This window comes from Embleya sp. NPDC005971 (genome assembly GCF_040629175.1).
GTDB lineage: Bacteria > Actinomycetota > Actinomycetes > Streptomycetales > Streptomycetaceae > Embleya.
Genome location: NZ_JBEXUX010000036.1, coordinates 68,369 through 85,285 on the forward strand (window position 1 = coordinate 68,369; position 16,917 = coordinate 85,285).

17 protein-coding genes, 1 tRNA gene and 2 pseudogenes are annotated in these 16,917 nt (G+C 69.6%); 9 read left to right on the forward strand and 11 right to left on the reverse strand.

From position 1 onward, the window contains the following. Positions 1 to 2: 2 nt before the first annotated feature. The 4 genes and pseudogenes from ABZ374_RS28405 to ABZ374_RS28420 form a co-directional block, all read right to left on the reverse strand. Entirely contained in the window at positions 3 to 518 is a 516-nt protein-coding gene (locus ABZ374_RS28405) for a cell wall hydrolase (RefSeq protein WP_360315976.1), read from the reverse strand. After that, positions 502 to 1,821, reverse strand: a complete 1,320-nt coding sequence (locus tag ABZ374_RS28410) for an MFS transporter (RefSeq protein ID WP_360315978.1) — start codon at positions 1,819 to 1,821, stop codon at positions 502 to 504. The genes ABZ374_RS28405 and ABZ374_RS28410 overlap by 17 nt, the downstream gene beginning before the upstream one ends. Before the next feature lie 141 nt (positions 1,822 to 1,962). Next, the gene (locus ABZ374_RS28415) at positions 1,963 to 2,154 is read right to left on the reverse strand and encodes a DUF397 domain-containing protein (RefSeq protein ID WP_360315980.1); all 192 of its coding nucleotides are present in this window, start codon (positions 2,152 to 2,154) and stop codon (positions 1,963 to 1,965) included. Then, a pseudogene (locus ABZ374_RS28420) lies at positions 2,151 to 2,992 on the reverse strand (helix-turn-helix transcriptional regulator). The gene ABZ374_RS28415 and the pseudogene ABZ374_RS28420 overlap by 4 nt, the downstream one beginning before the upstream one ends. A gap of 147 nt (positions 2,993 to 3,139) precedes the next feature. Here ABZ374_RS28420 and ABZ374_RS28425 point away from each other — a divergent pair. The 4 genes and pseudogenes from ABZ374_RS28425 (at position 3,140) to ABZ374_RS28440 (ending at position 5,589) form a co-directional block, all read left to right on the forward strand. Further along, positions 3,140 to 3,598 (forward strand): ATP-binding protein, encoded by a 459-nt coding sequence (locus ABZ374_RS28425; RefSeq protein ID WP_360315982.1) that lies wholly within the window; start codon positions 3,140 to 3,142, stop codon positions 3,596 to 3,598. Between the two features lie 168 nt (positions 3,599 to 3,766). Next, a pseudogene (locus ABZ374_RS28430) lies at positions 3,767 to 4,006 on the forward strand (MarR family transcriptional regulator); the annotation flags it as partial. Positions 4,007 to 5,060: 1,054 nt separating this feature from the next. Continuing rightward, complete coding sequence (locus ABZ374_RS28435; RefSeq protein ID WP_360316068.1) at positions 5,061 to 5,318, forward strand: type II toxin-antitoxin system prevent-host-death family antitoxin; 258 nt, start codon at positions 5,061 to 5,063, stop codon at positions 5,316 to 5,318. 10 nt (positions 5,319 to 5,328) lie between these two features. Beyond that, the gene (locus ABZ374_RS28440; RefSeq protein ID WP_360315985.1) at positions 5,329 to 5,589 is read left to right on the forward strand and encodes a Txe/YoeB family addiction module toxin; all 261 of its coding nucleotides are present in this window, start codon (positions 5,329 to 5,331) and stop codon (positions 5,587 to 5,589) included. Between the two features lie 273 nt (positions 5,590 to 5,862). On the opposite strand, the gene ABZ374_RS28445 is transcribed toward ABZ374_RS28440, so the two are convergent. Both ABZ374_RS28445 and ABZ374_RS28450 read right to left on the reverse strand, forming a co-directional pair. Next, positions 5,863 to 5,939, reverse strand: a tRNA-Pro gene (locus ABZ374_RS28445). 49 nt (positions 5,940 to 5,988) lie between these two features. After that, entirely contained in the window at positions 5,989 to 6,912 is a 924-nt protein-coding gene (locus ABZ374_RS28450) for a metallophosphoesterase (protein ID WP_360315988.1), read from the reverse strand. A gap of 269 nt (positions 6,913 to 7,181) precedes the next feature. On the opposite strand from ABZ374_RS28450, the gene ABZ374_RS28455 reads away from it, so the two are divergent. Continuing rightward, on the forward strand, positions 7,182 to 7,637 hold the full coding sequence (locus ABZ374_RS28455) for a GatB/YqeY domain-containing protein (RefSeq protein ID WP_360315991.1): 456 nt from the start codon (positions 7,182 to 7,184) through the stop codon (positions 7,635 to 7,637). A gap of 158 nt (positions 7,638 to 7,795) precedes the next feature. Here ABZ374_RS28455 and ABZ374_RS28460 read toward each other — a convergent pair whose 3' ends face one another. Next, positions 7,796 to 10,135, reverse strand: a complete 2,340-nt coding sequence (locus ABZ374_RS28460; protein WP_360315994.1) for a transglycosylase domain-containing protein — start codon at positions 10,133 to 10,135, stop codon at positions 7,796 to 7,798. A 369-nt stretch (positions 10,136 to 10,504) separates the two neighbouring features. Between ABZ374_RS28460 and ABZ374_RS28465 the strand changes: the two genes are divergently transcribed. Further along, positions 10,505 to 10,819 carry a WhiB family transcriptional regulator gene (locus ABZ374_RS28465; RefSeq protein WP_020554910.1) on the forward strand — a complete coding sequence of 105 codons (315 nt, stop codon included), beginning with the start codon at positions 10,505 to 10,507 and terminating at the stop codon, positions 10,817 to 10,819. A 201-nt stretch (positions 10,820 to 11,020) separates the two neighbouring features. Here the strand turns inward: ABZ374_RS28465 and ABZ374_RS28470 are convergent, their stop codons facing one another. From ABZ374_RS28470 to ABZ374_RS28485, 4 genes are all read right to left on the reverse strand, one after another. Then, entirely contained in the window at positions 11,021 to 12,190 is a 1,170-nt protein-coding gene (locus tag ABZ374_RS28470; protein ID WP_360315997.1) for an ArsA family ATPase, read from the reverse strand. Then, complete coding sequence (locus ABZ374_RS28475) at positions 12,187 to 13,263, reverse strand: ArsA-related P-loop ATPase (RefSeq protein ID WP_360316000.1); 1,077 nt, start codon at positions 13,261 to 13,263, stop codon at positions 12,187 to 12,189. Before ABZ374_RS28475 ends, ABZ374_RS28470 begins: the two co-directional genes overlap by 4 nt. Before the next feature lie 148 nt (positions 13,264 to 13,411). Beyond that, positions 13,412 to 14,707 carry a kynureninase gene (gene kynU, locus ABZ374_RS28480; RefSeq protein ID WP_360316003.1) on the reverse strand — a complete coding sequence of 432 codons (1,296 nt, stop codon included), beginning with the start codon at positions 14,705 to 14,707 and terminating at the stop codon, positions 13,412 to 13,414. 23 nt (positions 14,708 to 14,730) lie between these two features. Beyond that, positions 14,731 to 15,603 (reverse strand): tryptophan 2,3-dioxygenase family protein, encoded by an 873-nt coding sequence (locus ABZ374_RS28485; RefSeq protein WP_360316005.1) that lies wholly within the window; start codon positions 15,601 to 15,603, stop codon positions 14,731 to 14,733. 181 nt (positions 15,604 to 15,784) lie between these two features. Here ABZ374_RS28485 and ABZ374_RS28490 point away from each other — a divergent pair, with 181 nt between their 5' ends. The 3 genes from ABZ374_RS28490 to ABZ374_RS28500 are packed head-to-tail and all read left to right on the forward strand — an operon-like array spanning position 15,785 to position 16,880. Next, the gene (locus ABZ374_RS28490; protein WP_360316008.1) at positions 15,785 to 16,237 is read left to right on the forward strand and encodes an Lrp/AsnC family transcriptional regulator; all 453 of its coding nucleotides are present in this window, start codon (positions 15,785 to 15,787) and stop codon (positions 16,235 to 16,237) included. 11 nt (positions 16,238 to 16,248) lie between these two features. Beyond that, positions 16,249 to 16,416, forward strand: coding sequence for a hypothetical protein (locus tag ABZ374_RS28495; protein ID WP_360316010.1), 168 nt, complete (start codon positions 16,249 to 16,251; stop codon positions 16,414 to 16,416). Continuing rightward, positions 16,413 to 16,880: a RidA family protein gene (locus ABZ374_RS28500; RefSeq protein ID WP_360316013.1), complete on the forward strand. Its 468-nt coding sequence runs from the start codon at positions 16,413 to 16,415 to the stop codon at positions 16,878 to 16,880. The genes ABZ374_RS28495 and ABZ374_RS28500 overlap by 4 nt, the downstream gene beginning before the upstream one ends. Positions 16,881 to 16,917: the final 37 nt, after the last annotated feature.

Consider the following 16,917-nt stretch of genomic DNA (forward strand, 5'->3'; position numbering starts at 1 on the left):
AACTACGCGAGGGTGCGCTTGTGTTCCGTTGCTCTCCGACACCGTTTGACTCCGAGCAGGCGGGCGTAGTGCGGACGGGCGGCGAACTCGGTGTACGACCAGATCGCCGGCCGACCGACCTCCCGACACAGGTGCAGCACCCGATCCGGGCCCAGGTGCACGCCGATGTGCGCGGCGTAGCCGGGATCCCGGTCCGGGCGCGGGCCGCCGTCGAACAGGACCAGGTCCAACGGCTCGGGTTCGCCCACCACGCGGACGGTCGCGGCGTCGTCGGCCCACAGGTCGGACGAGCGCAGGGGCGGGACGCGCAGACCGTGATGGGCGAGGAAGGCGTACGCGTACAACTGGCAGTTGGCGCCGGCCGTCAGGTCACCGGTCGCGACGGCCTGCGGGTGTCGGGCGTAGACATAGCGGACGGCCCGAAAGTGTGGCGGGAGGAGCGGTGGCGGGAGGACGGACAGCGAGGGGTGCTCGGAGGCGTCGGTCCGCGGTGACGGGTGGTCAGGTGTGCCGGGCATGCTTGGGATTCAAACCGAGGCAGACCGCGAGTTCCACCAGTGTCATCGCGAACAGCACGCCGAACACCGCCGTGTAGTCGCCGGTCGCGTCGTGGATCGTGCCGAACACGATCTGTAGGGCCGCGGCGATCGGATAACCGATCAGGAATGTCATCGCGGACAGCCGGCCGGCCGCCGCCGGGCTCGGCGCGAACCGGACGAGCATCACCAACATCAACGGGAACGCGCCGCCGAGGGTCAGGCCGAGCAGTGCGATGGTGGGCCACGGCGCCAGATTCGGCGCGAACGCGAGCAGGCCCATGCCGACCACCGCACCCGCGACGGTGACCGCGAACAGCGGCCGGGGGTCGGCGAAGCGGTCCGCGAGCAACGGGATCACCAGGCCGGAGACGATGCCGGTGAGGCCGAACACGGACAGCAGCAGGCCCGCGCGCTCGGCACTCCAGCCCTGCTCCTCGTAGGCGGCGGGAACCCAGCCGACCACGCCGTAGTACGCGCTGGTCTGCATGACCAGGAAGACCGCGAGGATCCAGGCCACGGGGCGTCGCCAGGGGGAGGTGTCGGGCGCCGCGGTGGCCGGTGCGGGCATGGGCTTCGTACTCCCGGGCGTGCGCCCTGTGGGCCGGGCCGCGGTCGCGTCGGTGGTGCCCGCGCGGCTCGGGTCGGTCCGTACCGGCTTCGCGCGTCGGATCACCGGCAGCCAGGCGAACAGCCCCAGCACGGCAGGGACCGCGACCACACCGAGGGAGAGCTGCCAGGATCCGAACGCGTCGGACAGCGGTACGGCGAGCGCACTCGCACCCGCCGCGCCGACCCCGACCGCCGCGCTGTACAACCCGGTGACCGCCCCCGCCCGCTCGGCGAAGTGCGTCTTGACCACCCCCGGCAGCGCCGCGCCCAGCACCGCGATCCCGGCGCCGGCAACCAGCGTGCCCGAAAACAGCGGCACGACCGAGGCCCCACCCAGCCGGATCAGCACCCCCACCAGCAGCACGACCACCGACGCGGCCACGGTGCGCTCATACCCGTAGCGCGCGGCCCCACGATGCGCGAGCGGCGCGAACACCCCCATCGACACCACCGGAATCGCCGTCAACACCCCGGCGGCGGCCCCGGACAGCCCGAGGTCGTCCCGAACGGAAGTGAGCAGCGGTGGCACATCGGTGATCGCGGCCCGCAGATTGATCGCCACCAGGAACAGCGCGACCAGCGTCAGCACGGCCCCGGGCGCCCGACCGGTTCGCCCGCTCGGCGCCGACTGGGCGACGGGATCACGGTGCGTCCGCGCACGGGCTGAGGGCATGGTGGTACTACCTCGTTCACAAGACGACAACGGCTGCGCTCGCCGCCCCCGGCGGGGCGAGCGGAAGCCGACCAACCGAACCACCATAGACACCGGCCGTCGCTTACCGGCCCTCGCCCGGCTCGGCCGGCGTCGCGGCACTCAGCCCGGGTTGCCCGCCGTGTGCGCGGTGAAGCGGGTCCAAGCGGTGGGCGAGATGGCGAGAGGCTGGATGCGTACGTCCTTGGAGTCCCGGATACGGATCACCTCGGGGCATACGGCGATCTCGACGCAGTTGTCTCCCCCGCCACCGCTGTAGCTGCTCTTGAACCAACGCAGGTCGGTATCGCTCATAGCGTTCCTCGCATCTGCTCCAGCAGGCGCGCGGTCGCCGGACGGCTGAGGGCCTGCGACCGCATCCTTCCATAGCGCTGGAGCATTGCGCTGATTGCGTTCGGGTCGGTGATCAGATTGCTGTGCTCATGACTTTCGAGGTATCCCAGCCATTGGTTGCCGACGCTTCGGCGAGGTACATGGGGCCCTCAAAACCGTAGTGATCCTCCTGGCACAGCGGCATGATTTGGATTTCCACGTTGCGCCGCTGTCCTTGCCGAATCAGGTTATCCAGCAACGCCCGCGTTACGACTGATCCACCCAAACGACGCTCAAGCAGTGCTTGTTCCACGATGAAGCAGAACGTGGTGTTGGGGCGGTCGATCAGCAGTTGCTGCCTGGCGAGGCGAGCGGCGACTTGCTGCTCGAATTGTCCTTCGGACAAAGGCGGAACTCGGCGCTCGAAGACCGCACGGATGTAGCTCTCAGGCTGGAGCAACCCAGGCACCACTCGACACTCGTAGGCGTACAGCGATACCGCGTCCTCCTCGATCCCCGCCCACTGCCGGAACCACGACGCCAGCCCCGCCTTACGCGACAAGGTCTGCGCCGCCGCCTTCAGCACGCGCCCCGCAGTCGGTCCGAGCGCCGCTTCGGAGCGTGTCACCAAGTCCTTGGGAGGGAAGCGCTTGCCCTGCTCGATCTTGGCGACGTAGTGACCCGAGTAGCCCACGAGTGGCGCGAACTCCTCTTGTGTCAGGCCGGCTTCGTCTCTCAGTGCCTTGAGAACCACGCCGAACGTCTTGAGACTGTCCGACAACTCCGGCTCACCGCATCTGCCACCATTCTCCGCCGTCATCCGCGCCACCCTCCGTTCCCGAGCCCCGGCAACGTGGTTCATTGTCACGGTGGGTTACCCACCCAGTCCATATGGTCAACCAGTACAGATCGGGTTGTACTGGCGCAATCCCTGTTCTTGGCCCTGCCGAGCTGCGAAATCTGGGGGATGACCTTTCCGCTGAAGCAAGTCGGCGCCACCGCAAGCGTGTTCACACAGTGCTTCGCGGCCACCGGGAGCGGTGCGCGCCAGGCACGTCGTCTCGTCACATACCAGCTGGCGACCTGGGGCATTCCGTACGGCAGCAACGCATCCGAAACGGTGGCCCTGGTGGTTGGAGAACTCGCCGCGAATGCCGTGCTGCACGGGCGCGTTCCGGACACCGATTTCGCGCTGCGACTCGCCTACGACAGGGCGACCGGTGTGGTTCGGGTCGAGGTGGCCGACGCTCACCCCGCCCGACCGGTGTGTGCGCCCACTACGACCGGAGACGCCGAGAACGGTCGTGGTCTGCTTCTCATCAGTTCCGTCGCGGCCTGTTGGGGCGTGGCCGAGCGATCAGGGCCGGGCAAAGTCGTCTTCGCGGAAATGGATACTCGCGAAGAGGAGGCTCCCGGGCCTGGATGATTCGGTGGCTGTGTGGTCGCGCGTGCCGTCTGTTCGACCGCCGCCGGTCCGCGAACGGGCGGTCGGCGGGTCCGCTTCGCGGGGCGCCGAGGCTCGAAGCACGGGCGGCGGGCGGCGAGCGTCGAGCTTCGAGACCCGAGCGCCTTCCTATCGATTGGGTGGCCGAGGCCCGAGCGCGAGGCCCATATCGCCGCCTACGTCGACCGCCTGCCGAACGGCGCCGCGATGGACGTCAAGACGCTTGCCAAATCCCTTCCCCGCTACGGACAACAAGCCGTCCGCTCCGCGCTCACCGCGCTGTCGACGGCCGGCCACCTGCGCCGAGTCCGTGAGTCCGTCGGCGGCGAGCGGACCCGCTGGGTGTACCGGACGTACTTCTCTCCTGCGGCCCGCGACGACGCATGGTGGGCTCACTTGGACCACGGCCGCGTACTCGAGGGTTTGCACGAGGAGCAGTTCGACCAGTCGCGCCTCCTGATCGGGGAGGCCGTCGCGGAGGGCGCCGAGGAGGGCGCCGAGGAGCAGCGCCGTGTCCAGCCATTCGCCTTCGGGAACCTCGTACAGAGCCCGCAGGACGGCTGCCGCCAAGCCTTCGCCGTCCTCGCTCCGCATGTCGAGCGCCGTCAACAACACTGGGGGCAGGCCGAGGTTTTCGAGGTCGTTCAGGGCGTCGAGTTCGTCCAGCAGCGACTTGCACCAGAGCTCCACGACTCCTTCGTCTCCTGCCGTGGCGGGCAGGCCGGCGCCGGGCCGTGCGGTGCCTGCACGGGTTTCCACCAAGTCCGCGTACAGGGCGAGCCGCCAGGGGTTGTCCAGGCAGGGCAGGTCGCCGGAACTGCGTAGGCGCCCCAGCCGCTGGCCACGCTCCGCCGGCTGGAGTGCGCTCAGCTCGTCGTCCTGGGACCACAGGTCGAGTTCCTGGACGGCCCGGCGGCCGAGCGCGGGTTTGAGTACGTCCCGGGACGTGACGGCTCGTCCCGCCCGGCACCAGTGGGCCGGACGGAGCGCGGAGTCGATCAGCGGCACCTGCCGTGCGGCGGCGGCCAGGTCCGCGCTCGGTGCCAGGGAGACAGGGCGCACCGGGACGAATTCCATGTCGAGATCGTCGTCGTGGAACTTCCCGCAGGAGCAGTGCTGCCTGCCGAGGGTGGCCTCGGCGGACGCGGATGCTGCGGTGGCTGTGGGCCGACGCGGCTCCAGCGCGGCCAGTTGCCGGTCCAAGGCGTCGGGGTCGAAGGCGTCGGGGTCGAACCCCTCCACGCGCAGAGTTTCCGTGGTGCGCCGGCACGGTCGTCCGCGAGCCGGGCCCGGGTGGTCGCCGTGCTGCTGTGGGCAGACTGATGGCAGCGTCAAGGCGCCGAGCAGCACGGCCTCCTGCTACCCGTCCGCGGCAGTCGGCCAAGCGATTGCCGCACCATGAAGGTCGACGTACAATTTCTTGTACGACGAGGAAGGGTTGGCTATGAAGACCATGACGTACTCCGAGTCTCGCGCGCGGTATGCCGAGGTGCTCAACTCCGTCAACGACGACCGCGAAGAGGTTGTCATCACCCGAGCCGGACACGACCCGGTCGTCATCGTCTCCCTTGAGGACTACGAGTCCCTGAAGGAGACGGCATACCTGTTGCGAAGCCCTGCGAACGCCCGGCGTCTGCTTGCGTCCATCGACGAGTTGGAAAACGGCGGCGGCACCGTACGCGAGCTGACGACCGACGAATGAGGGCCGGCGGATGAAGATCACCTTCTCCTCCCGCGCCTGGGAGGACTACCTCTGGTGGCAGCTTCAGGACCGGAAGGTTCTGAAGCGCATCAATACGCTTATCACGGACATCTCCCGGAACGGCAACGAGGGGATCGGCAAACCGGAACCGCTCAAGCACGGGTTCCAGGGCTACTGGTCACGCCGTATCAACGACGAGCACCGATTGATCTACAAGGCCACCGAGGACACGGTCCTGATCGCACAGTGCCGCTACCACTACGAGAGCTGACGCGACCCAAGCGGATCGAGTGCGGTCCCGTAGGCGGTTTCATCAGCTCGCGGCTCTTCTCCCGGCGGGCGATCAGGTAGGCACATCTTCACCGCCACCACTTAGGGCAGCCGCAGACGGTTCCCGGTCCGCCGCCCGGGGTGGGGAAGGTCGGCGAGCAGACGCAGTGGCCGGTTGACGAAAGCCGCCGGCAACCAACGTGGTTGCTGTTTTTTCGTGCCGGAAACGCGTCAGAGGCCCCATCGGATTTCTCCGATGGAGCCTCTGACCTGCTGGTCGGGGTGGCGGGATTTGAACCCACGGCCTCTTCGTCCCGAACGAAGCGCGCTACCAAGCTGCGCCACACCCCGATGCTGCGCGTTCAGCTTAGCGGGTCGGGGGCCTGAGGCGAAATCCGGTTTAGCGGGGGGTGGGGGCGGCGGTGGACTGGCGGGGGGTCAGGGTGAGGAGGGTGGCCTCGGGGGGGCAGGCGAAGCGGAAGCGGGCGTAGCGGGAGGTGCCGCAGCCGGCGGAGACGTGGAGGTAGGACTCGCGGTCGGCGGAGGTGTGCCTGGACAGGCCCTTGGCGCGTTTGCGGTCGAGGTCGCAGTTCGTGGTGAGGGCGCCGTAGAAGGGGACGCAGACCTGGCCGCCGTGGGTGTGGCCGGCGATCACCAGGGGGTAGCCCTCGGCGGTGAAGGCGTCGAGGGCGCGCAGGTACGGGGCGTGTACGACGGCGAGGGAGATGTCCGCGGCCGGGTCGGGGCCGCCGGCCACCTGTTCGTAGCGGTCGCGGTCGATGTGCGGGTCGTCCAGGCCGACCAGCTCGATCTCCAGGCCGTCCACCTTGAGTCGGCCTCGGGCGTTGTTGAGGTTTTCCCAGCCGGCCGTGGCGAAGCCGTCGCGCAGGTCGGTCCACGGGTTCTCGGGGCCGAGTCGGCGGGTGCCGTCGTCGCGGCGGAGGTAGCCGGTGGGGTCCTTGGGGCGCGGGCCGTAGTAGTCGTTGGATCCGAATACGTACGCCCCCGGGCGGCCGAGCAGCGGGCCCAGCGCGTCCAGCGTCTCGGGTACGGCGTCCGGATCGGAGAGGTTGTCGCCGGTGTTCAGCACGAAGTCGGGGTGCAGCGCGTCGAGTCGACGCAGCCACTCCTGTTTGCGGCGTTGGCCGGAGACCATGTGGATGTCGGACACCTGAAGGATCCGTACCGGCCGCGCCCCGCGTGGCAATACCGGCACCTCCACCCGGCGCAGACGGAACGAACGGGCCTCGTAGGCCGCCGCATAGGTGAGGCAGGCGGCCCCGGTGACGGCAACGGCAAGGGGGAAGGCTGAACGCGGTCGCATCCCTCCATGCTGGCAGAACCGGCCGGTCGTCGGCAGTCTCGGTGTCGCGGACGACCCCGCGGGGCGGGTGAACCGGACTCCGCGAGGCCGGCGGGCGGACTCCTGGAGGCGGTACGGCGGGTCCTGCCCGGTGCCGCGCGGGACTTCGTGCGACGGCGCGGCCGGACCGCCCGGATCCGCCCGAATTACCCGGCCGCCGCCGGACCGGTGCGCCGCACGCCCGGGTAATTCGGTACGGCCGCACACCCGCGGCTGCGACACTTGAGCGCATGAGCACCTTCAAGAGCCGTTTGCAGAGCGACCTCACCGAGGCCATCCGGTCCCGTGACGAACTGGTCTCCTCGACGCTGCGCCTCACCCTGACCGCGATCACCAACGAGGAGGTCGCGGGCAAGACCGCCCGCGAGCTGTCCGACGACGAGGTCGTCAAGGTCATCGTGCGCGAGGCGAAGAAGCGCCGGGAGGCCGCCGAAGCCTTCGAGAACGGCGGCCGGACCGAGTCCGCCGCGCGCGAGCGTGCCGAGGGCGAGGTCCTCGCGGCCTACCTGCCGGCGCAACTGTCCGACGACGAGCTCAAGGTGATCGTCGCGGACGCCATCGCGCAGACCGGGGCGAGCGGTCCGCAGGCGATGGGCCAGGTGATGAAGGTGGTTCGCCCCAAGGTCGGCGACAAGGCCGAGGGCGGCCGGATCGCCGCCGAGATCAAGAGCCAGCTCGGCGTCTGACGCCCACCCCTGGTGCCCTCGGGCCCACCCGGCCCGACCTCGCTCCACGAATGACTGTGGCGGTGCTCCCCAAGAAACAGGGGGCACCGCCACAGTCATTCGTCACGGGGTAGGCAGGATCGACGAGATCGACGAGATCCGCACGACCCCGTCACCCGTCACCCGTCATCACCCCCGGGCCAGCCCCCGATCGGCGGCCACGAATGACCCGGTCGCGGAGTCTCCGGCGGCTTGGTGGTGCCGCCGCCCGGCGGCGGCGTGGTGCGCGGCGGCGTGGTCACCGGCGGCCACTGCGGTCGTGTGGTGCTGCCGCCGTTCGGCGGCCGGTTCTGGTCCCGGTCCCGCGGCTTGCCGTCCGTCGGCTTCTTGTTCGGGTCCGGCTTCGAGGGGATCGTGCCCGAGGGCGGGTCGACGAACCTCGGCGAGTCCAGGCCCTTGAGCGCCCCGTTCATGGCGCTCTTCCAGATCGGCCCCGGTACCTGTCCGCCGTAGACCTTGTCGTGCGTGACGCCGGCGATGGTGATGTCGAACATCTTGACGTCGTCCTTGGCGCCGCCGACCCACACCGCCGTGGACATGTTCGGCGTGTAGCCGACGAACCAGGCGGCCTTGCGGTAGTCGGTGGTGCCGGTCTTGCCCGCGTTGTCGCGATCCTTGAGGCCGGCCTGGGTTCCGGTGCCGTCCTCGACCACACCCTCCAGCAGGGCGTTGATCGTGTCCGCGGTGCTCTGCTTCATCACCTGCTTGCAGCCCGCCTGGGGGACGGACAACTTGGTGCCGTCGAGTTTGGCCACCTCGGTGACCGCGACCGGCGAGCAGTAGACGCCACGGCTGGCGAACGCGGCATACGCGGCGGCCATGTTCAGCGGTGCCACCGTGTTGGAGCCGAGCGTCATGCTGCCCACCTGCTGCAGTGCCTTGCCGTCGCCCGAGTGCACCCCGAGCTGATCCGCCAGCGTCGCGATCGGACACAGCCCCACGTCCTTGGACAACAGGACGAAGTACGTGTTGATCGACTTCTCCAGCGCGGTCTGCATGTTCCAGGTGCCGACCTCGCTCGTGCTCTCGTTGTTCACCTTGAACGAGGGGTCCGGCGAAGTCGGCTTGTCACACGTGCGGAACTTCTCCTTCCGCATGTCCATCTGGGCTTCGGTCGAATACTCCTGATCGACCTTCATCCCGTTCTCCAGCGCCGCCGCGGCGGTGATCGGCTTGAAGGTCGACCCGGTCTGGAAGCCGTACGTCGAGCCGCCCATGGAGTGGTCGACCGAGTAGTTCAGGGTGGTCTCGTAGTCGCCGAAGCCGTACGGCCGACTCTGCGCCATCGCCTTGATCCGGCCGGTGCCCGGTTCGACCATCACGACCGCGTCGGCGACCGGGTCCTTTTGCAGTACACCCTTGGTTGCGGCGGTGTAGGCCGCCTTCTGGGCCTTTCGGTCCAACGTGGTGGTGATCCGCAGGCCACCCTCACGCCACATCTTGTCGCGTTCCTCCCGATTCGCGCCGAAGGCCGGATCGTTCTTGACCACCCGTTCGACGTAGTCGCAGAAGAACGCGGCACCGTCGATCTGGTCGGCGGTGATGCAGCCGTTGGGCAGCGGCTGGGTCTTCAGGTTCAGTTCGGTGGCCTTGGCCGCGTCGGCCTCGACCTGCGAGATGACCTTCACCTCGGCCATGCGCTGCAACACGATGTTGCGGCGTTCCCGGGCGGCCTTCGGATAGCCGATCGGGTCGAACGCCGAAGGGGCCTGCACCACGCCGGCCAGGGTGGCCGCCTCGGGCAGGGTCAGATCCTTGGCGTGCTTGCTGAAGTAGCGCTGCGACGCGGCTTCCACGCCGTACGCCTGGCGGCCGAAGAAGGTGATGTTGAGATACCTGGTCAGGATCTCGTCCTTGGACAGCCGCTGTTCCAGGCCGATCGCGTACTTCAGCTCCTTGATCTTGCGGGAGATCTCCTGGGCCTGTGCCTTGGCCACCTTGGCCGGGTCGTTGCCGGCCTCCTCCACGAAGATGTTCTTCACGTACTGCTGGGTCAGGCTGGAACCGCCCTGCTTGGATCCGCTGCCACCCGACTGCTGGTTGCGCATCAGGGCGCGCAGCGTGCCCTTGAGGTCGATCGGACCGTGCTCGTAGAAGCGCGAGTCCTCGATCGCCACGATCGCCTGACGCATGATCGGTGAGATCTGGTCGTAGTTCACCAGGATGCGATACCGGTCGTAGACCATCGCGAGCTGGTTGCCCTCGGAGTCGAGGATGTACGACGGCTGCGACAGGAACGGTTGATCCAGGTCACCGGGCAGGTCGTCGAAGTTTTCCGACGCCGCCTTCGCGGACAGGCCGAAGCCGCCCACGAACGGCAGCGCGATTCCCGCGACCAGGGCACCGGCGAGGATGCTCGCACCCACGAAGGCGGCGAAGCGGCCCACGAAGCCCAGCGGGGATCGTGGGCCGGACGAGCCGCTTTTCGGGCGGGCCGAGCCGGAGGAAGTTCGGGCCATGGGCGACAGCCTACGTGGCCAAACACCCTACGCGGGGAAGGGACTTCGCCTAAGCTGGCGGAGCAGCCGGGGGATCCGTGTCAGTAGGCATTTCACTCTTTAGAGTGAATGAGGCCGGATGTCGGGTCTTGCTGCCGAGCTTCGTGCCGCCGGCGTGCCTCCTTCTGAGTGAAGCCGTGACCGGAAACGCAAGAGCATTCACCCGGACGGGTGGGTCCATATTTGCGCATAGTCCTTCCGGGCCATCGATGACTGCCCGCGCAGGGGCTGTTGCGCGTGCCCAGGGTTTCGTACCGTCCTGCTTGGCGTCGGGAATTCCCTTCGCCGCCGTTGGGGGAGCCTCGAAAATCGGGAGAGGACGGCACCAGCATGAGCTGGGTTACCGACTGGAGCACGCAGGCCGCCTGCCGGAGTACCGATCCGGATGAGCTGTTCGTGCAGGGGGCGGCGCAGAATCGCGCCAAGGCAGTGTGCACCGGGTGTCCGGTCCGCACCGAGTGCCTGGCGGACGCGCTGGACAATCGAGTGGAGTTCGGCGTCTGGGGCGGCATGACCGAGCGGGAGCGGCGCGCGCTGCTTCGTCGCCGGCCGATGATCACGTCCTGGCGTCGGCTGTTGGAGACCGCGCGCGAGGAGTACGAGCGCGACATCCACGGAGACGAGGAGTTTCGGGTTGCCGGCTGAGCGCGCCGCGCGCTGAACACGTGTCGACAGGCAGCCGAACACCACCACGTTCGAGTCGTCATCACCCGCCGGGGCCGGGAGTCAGGCCCGGGTCCCGGCGGGCCGGCGAGGGATCAGGTGCCGGCCGCCCGCCGTCGCGCGGGTCCCGGACCCGTCCCGAACGCGTCCCGCCGACCGGCGGCTCGCGATCCGACCACGCGCTCAGCCCGCGCCCAGGCTCTCGCCGATCACCCGCAGACCTGCCAGGTCGTGCACGTCACCGGGCAACGCCGGGACCTCGGCCACCCGCACCTCGGGGTGGATCGAGGTGAAGCGGGTACGCATCCGCTCCTCCCGGTCGATCACCCGCAGCCGTTCGGCGTGCAGCGTGAGCAGCCCCGCGACCAGGCGCAGGTCCGCAGGGTGCGACGCGGACCCGACCGGATCGACCTCGTCCTGCTCCGCCTGTTCGGTCAGCGCCTCGGCCGCGGCCAGGCTGCGTTCCGCGGACAGTCGGCCCGCCCGCGTGGCGTGCACGCGGTTGAGCACCAGCCCGGCCAGCGGCATGCGCTCGGTGCCCAGCCGGTCGACGAAGTACGCGGCCTCGCGCAGCGCGTCCTTCTCCGGCGCGGCGACCACCAGGAACGAGGTGCCGCGGGCCTGGAGCAGCTTGTAGGTCGCGTCCGCGCGCTTGCGGAACCCGCCGAAGGTGGTGTCGAGCGCGGCCACGAAGGTCTGGATGTCGGTCAGCAGATGGGTGCCGACCACCTTGCTCAGCGCGCCGGTCATCAAACCCATGCCCGCGGACAGGAACTTGAGCGCACCGCGCCCGCCGACCTTCGCGGGGGCCGAGAGTATGCGGATCAGCCGGCCGTCCAGGAACGAGCCCAGCCGCTGGGGGGCGTCGAGGAAGTCGAGCGCGGACCGGCTCGGTGGGGTGTCCACCACGATCAGGTCCCACTCGCCGGTCGCGTGCAACTGGCCCAGCTTCTCCATCGCCATGTATTCCTGCGTGCCGGCGAAGCTGGAGGACAACGACTGGTAGAAGGGGTTGTCCAGGATCTGCTGCGCGCGCTCGGGGTCGGCGTGTTGCTCGACGATCTCGTCGAACGTGCGCTTCATGTCGAGCATCATCGCGTGCAGGCTGCCGCCCTTGGTCTCGTCCACGTCGACGACCCGGCGGGGCGTGTTGTCCAACTCGCTCAGGCCCATCGACTGGGCCAGCCGGCGCGCCGGGTCGATGGTCAGCACCACCACGTCCCGACCGCGTTCGGCCGCGCGCAGTCCCAGGGCCGCGGCCGTGGTGGTCTTGCCGACGCCGCCGGAGCCGCAGCACACCAGGATGCGGGTGCCCGGGTCGTCGATCAGCTCGTCGATCTCCAGCCTGTTCATGCCATCCCCTGCTCGCGCAGCGCCTCGGCGAGGCGGTACAGACCGCCCAGATCCATCCCGTCGGCCAACAGCGGCAGTTCGTAGACCGGCAGGTCCAGGCCGCGGACCAGGGCGCGGCCCGTGCTCTCCAGCTCGATCCGACTCGCGTGCTCGTCGGCCTCGGCCAGCAGCGAGGAGATCAGCGGCCGGGTGGGCTTGATGCCGCCGGCGATCAGACCGGCCTCCAGCAGTTCGGGCGTCAGCCGTTGCCCGGTGTCGCTCTCGTCCTCGGCCTGGAGCGGCGGTCGGGCCATGTTGATCACCACGCCGCCGGTGGGCAGGCCCGAGTCGCGCAACTCGGTGACGCCGTCCACGGTTTCCTGGACCGGCATCTCCTCCAGCAGGGTGACCAGGTGCACCGCGGTCTGCGGCGAGCGGATCACTCCCATCACCGCCTCGGCCTGGGTGTGGATCGGGCCGAATCGGGCCAGCCCGGCCACCTCGGTGTTGACGTTGAGGAACCGCGCGATGCGGCCGGTGGGCGGCGCGTCCATCACCACCGCGTCGTAGGCGAATTGCCCGTGTGCGCGCCGGCGGGCCGACTCGCACGCCTTGCCGGTCAACAACACGTCGCGCAGGCCCGGCGCGATGGTGGTCGCGAAGTCGATCGCCCCGAGCTTCTTCAGCCCCTTTCCGGCCCGGCCCAGGTGGTAGAACATGTCGAGGTATTCGAGCAGCGCCTCTTCCGGGTCGATCGCCAGTGCGTACACCTCGCCGCCGCCCGGCGCGACCGCGATTTTGCGGTCCTCGTAGGGCAGATGCGGACAGTCGAAGAGCTGGGCGATGCCCTGCCGCCCCTCCACCTCGACCAGCAGGGTGCGCCGCCCACCCGAGGCCAGCGCCAGCGCGAGCGCGGCGGCCACGGTGGTCTTGCCGGTGCCGCCCTTGCCGCTGACCACGTGCAGGCGCACGCCTTCCCAATCGGCGTCGCCGTCGGTCGTGCGTGCGCCCGCCGTGGTGGAGGTGCTCATGGCGTCCGTCCGGCGGTCGCGGTCGGGCGGTGCGGCGCGACGATCGTCTCGGGTGGTCGGCATGCCCGGATCCCTGCCCTCGAAGGCTTGCGCCATCCGGCCGTAGCCGAGGCGTTACCGGATCCGTGTGACCGCGCACCCAAACTCACGAGTCGAGCCTAACCACCCGCTCCCCGCCCGGTCGGAGGTGATCCCCCCGTGGTGACCCGCGTCACGTCACCGTCGCCCGAACGGCGTAGCGCGCGTCCCGGTACGCCCCCGTCTCCAGGATGTCGCCGAGGACGCGCACGGACTCGACCACATCGGCGTAGCCGACATACAGCGGGTTGAAGCCGAAGCGCAGCACGTCCGGCGGTCGCACGTCGCCGATCACGCCCCGGTCGATCAGCGCCGCCATCACCGCGTGCGGCTCCGGATGGCGCACCGCGACCTGGCTGCCGCGCCGGGCGTGCTCGATCGGGGTCAGCGTCTCCAGGCCCAGGTCGCCGACGCAGGCGATGAACAGGTCGGTCAGCGCCAGGCCCTTGGCCCGCACGTCCGCCATCGACACGCCGTCGTAGGCGCTCAGCGCGGCCTCCAGCGCAAGCATCGACAACAGCGGCGGGGTGCCGATCCGGGCCCGCTCGATGCCCGCCGCGGGTGTGTAGCCGGGTTCCATCCCGAACGGGTTCGCGTGCCCGTGCCAGCCGGTCAGCGCGGGCGCGAAGTCGGCGATGTGCCGCTCGGCCACATAGACGAACGCCGGCGCGCCGGGCCCGCCGGACAGGTACTTGTAGCCGCACCCGACGGCGAGGTCGACCTCGTGCGCGTCCAGGTCGATCGGGAAGGCGCCCGCCGAGTGGCACAGGTCCCACAGCGCCAGCGCGCCCGCGGCGTGCGCGGCGGCGGTCAGGCCGGGCAGGTCGCGCAGTTCGCCGCTGCGGTAGTCGACGTGGTTGTACGCGATCACCGCGATCGTGGCGCCGTCCGCGCGCAGCACCTCCTCGACCTCGCCGACCGGGACCCGGCGCACCTGGGCGCCGAGCAGCTTCGCGATCGAGTCGGCCAGGTAGAGGTCGGTGGGGAAGCTGTCCGGGTCGGCCAGCACCACGGTCCGTCCCGGACGCAACCGCAACGCTCCGGCGACCGCGTTGAAGATCTGCACCGACGTCGAGTCGCCGCACACCACCCGGCCGGGCGCGGCGCCGATCAGGGCGCCGATCCGGTCGCCGATCCGCGCGGGGGCGCTCCACCAGTCGTTGGCGTTCCAGGAACGGATCAGGTCGGTACCCCATTGGCGGTGCACCGCGTCGTTCAGCGCCTCGGGTACGGCGGCCGGCAGCGCGCCGAGCGAGTTGCCGTCGAGGTAGATCACGCCGGCCGGCAGCAGGAAACGCTCGCGCACGTGCGCCAGCGGGTCCGCCGCGTCCAGCTTGGCGGCTTCGGTGACCCGATCGGCCCCGAGACGACCGGTCGGGAAGTGGCCCGACGAATCGCCGGCGGCCGTGTTCGACATGGAATCGGACATGCTTCACCCATCTTTCGATGAACTCAGACCTTCGATGGTTCGACCAAGGTGCGCATGGTCCACAATTCGGGAAAAACGCGCACGCGTACGGTCTGCTCCAACCAAGACGCTCCGGCCGAGCCACCCGTGCCCGGCCGATTTCCCAGCGCTCGCAGTGTGGCGGCCAGATGCCGCTCACGCCAGCGGGTCCAGCGCTCGGAGATGTCGGTGAGCGTCTCGCCGAGTTCGACCAGGTCGGGCAGGGCATCGGTGTACGCGCGCGCCCACGCGCGCTCGACATCCTCGGACGGTTGGTACGGCCGGCTCGGGTCCGCGCCGCGTTCCGGGGTGTACAGACCGCGGCGGGCGAGCACGCCCAGCGCGTGGTCGTACAGGCTCGGCGCACGCAACGAGCGGGCCAGTTCGGCGTGCACCCGCGGGGAGCCGGTGTAGGGCCGCAGCACGCCGGCGCGCTTGATCCCGAGCAGGAACTCCAGGTGCCGGTACAGATGCGACTGGAAGCCGGACGCCTCGCCGAGCGCCTCTCGGAACGCGCCGAACTCGCCGGGGGTGAGCGTGGCGAGCAGGTCCCACGTGGACACCAGCACGTCCAACTCGCGGCTGCTGCGCCGCAGGGTGCCGATCGCGCCGGGCAGGTCGTCCGCGTCCAGCCGCTCGCCCGCGGTCGTCCACTCCTGCCGCAGCAGCGCGAACAGCAGTTCCATCACCTGGGAGGAGATCAGGAAGGACAACTCGGCGGGCACGTCGGTGCGGGTGTGCTGGAGGGACAGCAGTCGGTCGAGTTGTACGTAGTCCGCGTACGGCGGCGCGACCGCGTCGCCGAAGTCCTGGTGCGGGCCGGCCATCGGGCACCCGCCGGCCGGTTCGGCTCGGGGCGTTCGTTCGTCGACCGTCATCGCAGAGCACCTCTCCGGCCCGTCCCGCCGGTGCGCCGGAAGGGGCCGGTCGGGGAGTGCCCATATGGAATCGTTCGACCATTCGGTTGGGAATGGGTGTCGGGCATCGGAAGGGCCGGTTCGGTTTACGCTCGCAAGGTATCCGGGGGCATCTCCTCACGATCGACAACGGAGGCTGCGCATGGACGCGATCGACCGCAGATTGCTCGCCGAACTACAGCTCGACGCCCGGGTGTCGCTCAACGAGCTGTCCCGACGGATCAACCTCTCCGCGCCCGCGGTGGCCACCCGGGTGCGCCGGCTCGAACACGCGGGCGTGATCACCGGCTACCACGCGCACGTGGACCCGGCTGCGGCCGGGCGTGGGGTGGTGGCGCTGGTCCGGATGAATTGCTACGGCCCGGGCTGCCTGCTGCGCCGCGACGCGGACACCGTGCGCGACTGGCCCGAGGTGCTCCAGGTGCACCGGGTCACCGGTGACGCGTGTTGCCTGCTGATGGTCGCGGTGGCCAGCATGGCCGACTTCCAGGTGCTGATCGACCGGCTCGCCGAGCACGGGAAACCGTCCAGCACGATGGTGTTGTCCTCGCCGGTGGCGTGGCGCCCCGTCGAACCGCCCGACGTGTCCGTCTAAAGTCTGCACACATGACGAAGTGGGAATACGTGACCGTCCCCCTGCTGGTGCACGCGACCAAGCAGATCCTGGACAACTGGGGCGACGACGGCTGGGAACTGGTGCAGGTCGTGCCGGGTCCCAACCCGGAGAGCCTGGTGGCCTACATGAAGCGCGCGAAGCAGGGGGCCGCCCAGTGAGCGAGGTACACCCCGAACAGCGGCTCACCGAGCTGGGCCTGACCCTGCCCGGCGTGGTGCCCCCGGTCGCCGCCTACGTGCCGGCGATCCGCACCGGCAACTACATCCACACCTCCGGCCAGTTGCCGATGATCGAGGGCAAGCTGCCCGCGACCGGCAAGGTCGGCGCCGAGGTCACCGCCGAGGAGGCCAAGGACCTCGCCCGGCAGTGCGCGCTGAACGCGCTCGCGGCGGTCAAGTCCGAGCTGGGCGACCTGTCGCTGGTGCGCCGGGTGGTCAAGGTGGTCGGCTTCGTGGCCAGCGCCCCGGACTTCACCGGCCAGCCCGGTGTGATCAACGGCGCCAGCGAACTGCTCGGCGAGGTCTTCGGCGAGGCCGGACGGCACGCCCGCAGCGCGGTCGGCGTGGCCGTGTTGCCGCTGGACGCTCCGGTCGAGGTGGAGATCCTCGTCGAGGTGGTCTGAGCAAACCACCGATTCGGCCACCAGGATGATCGGACCC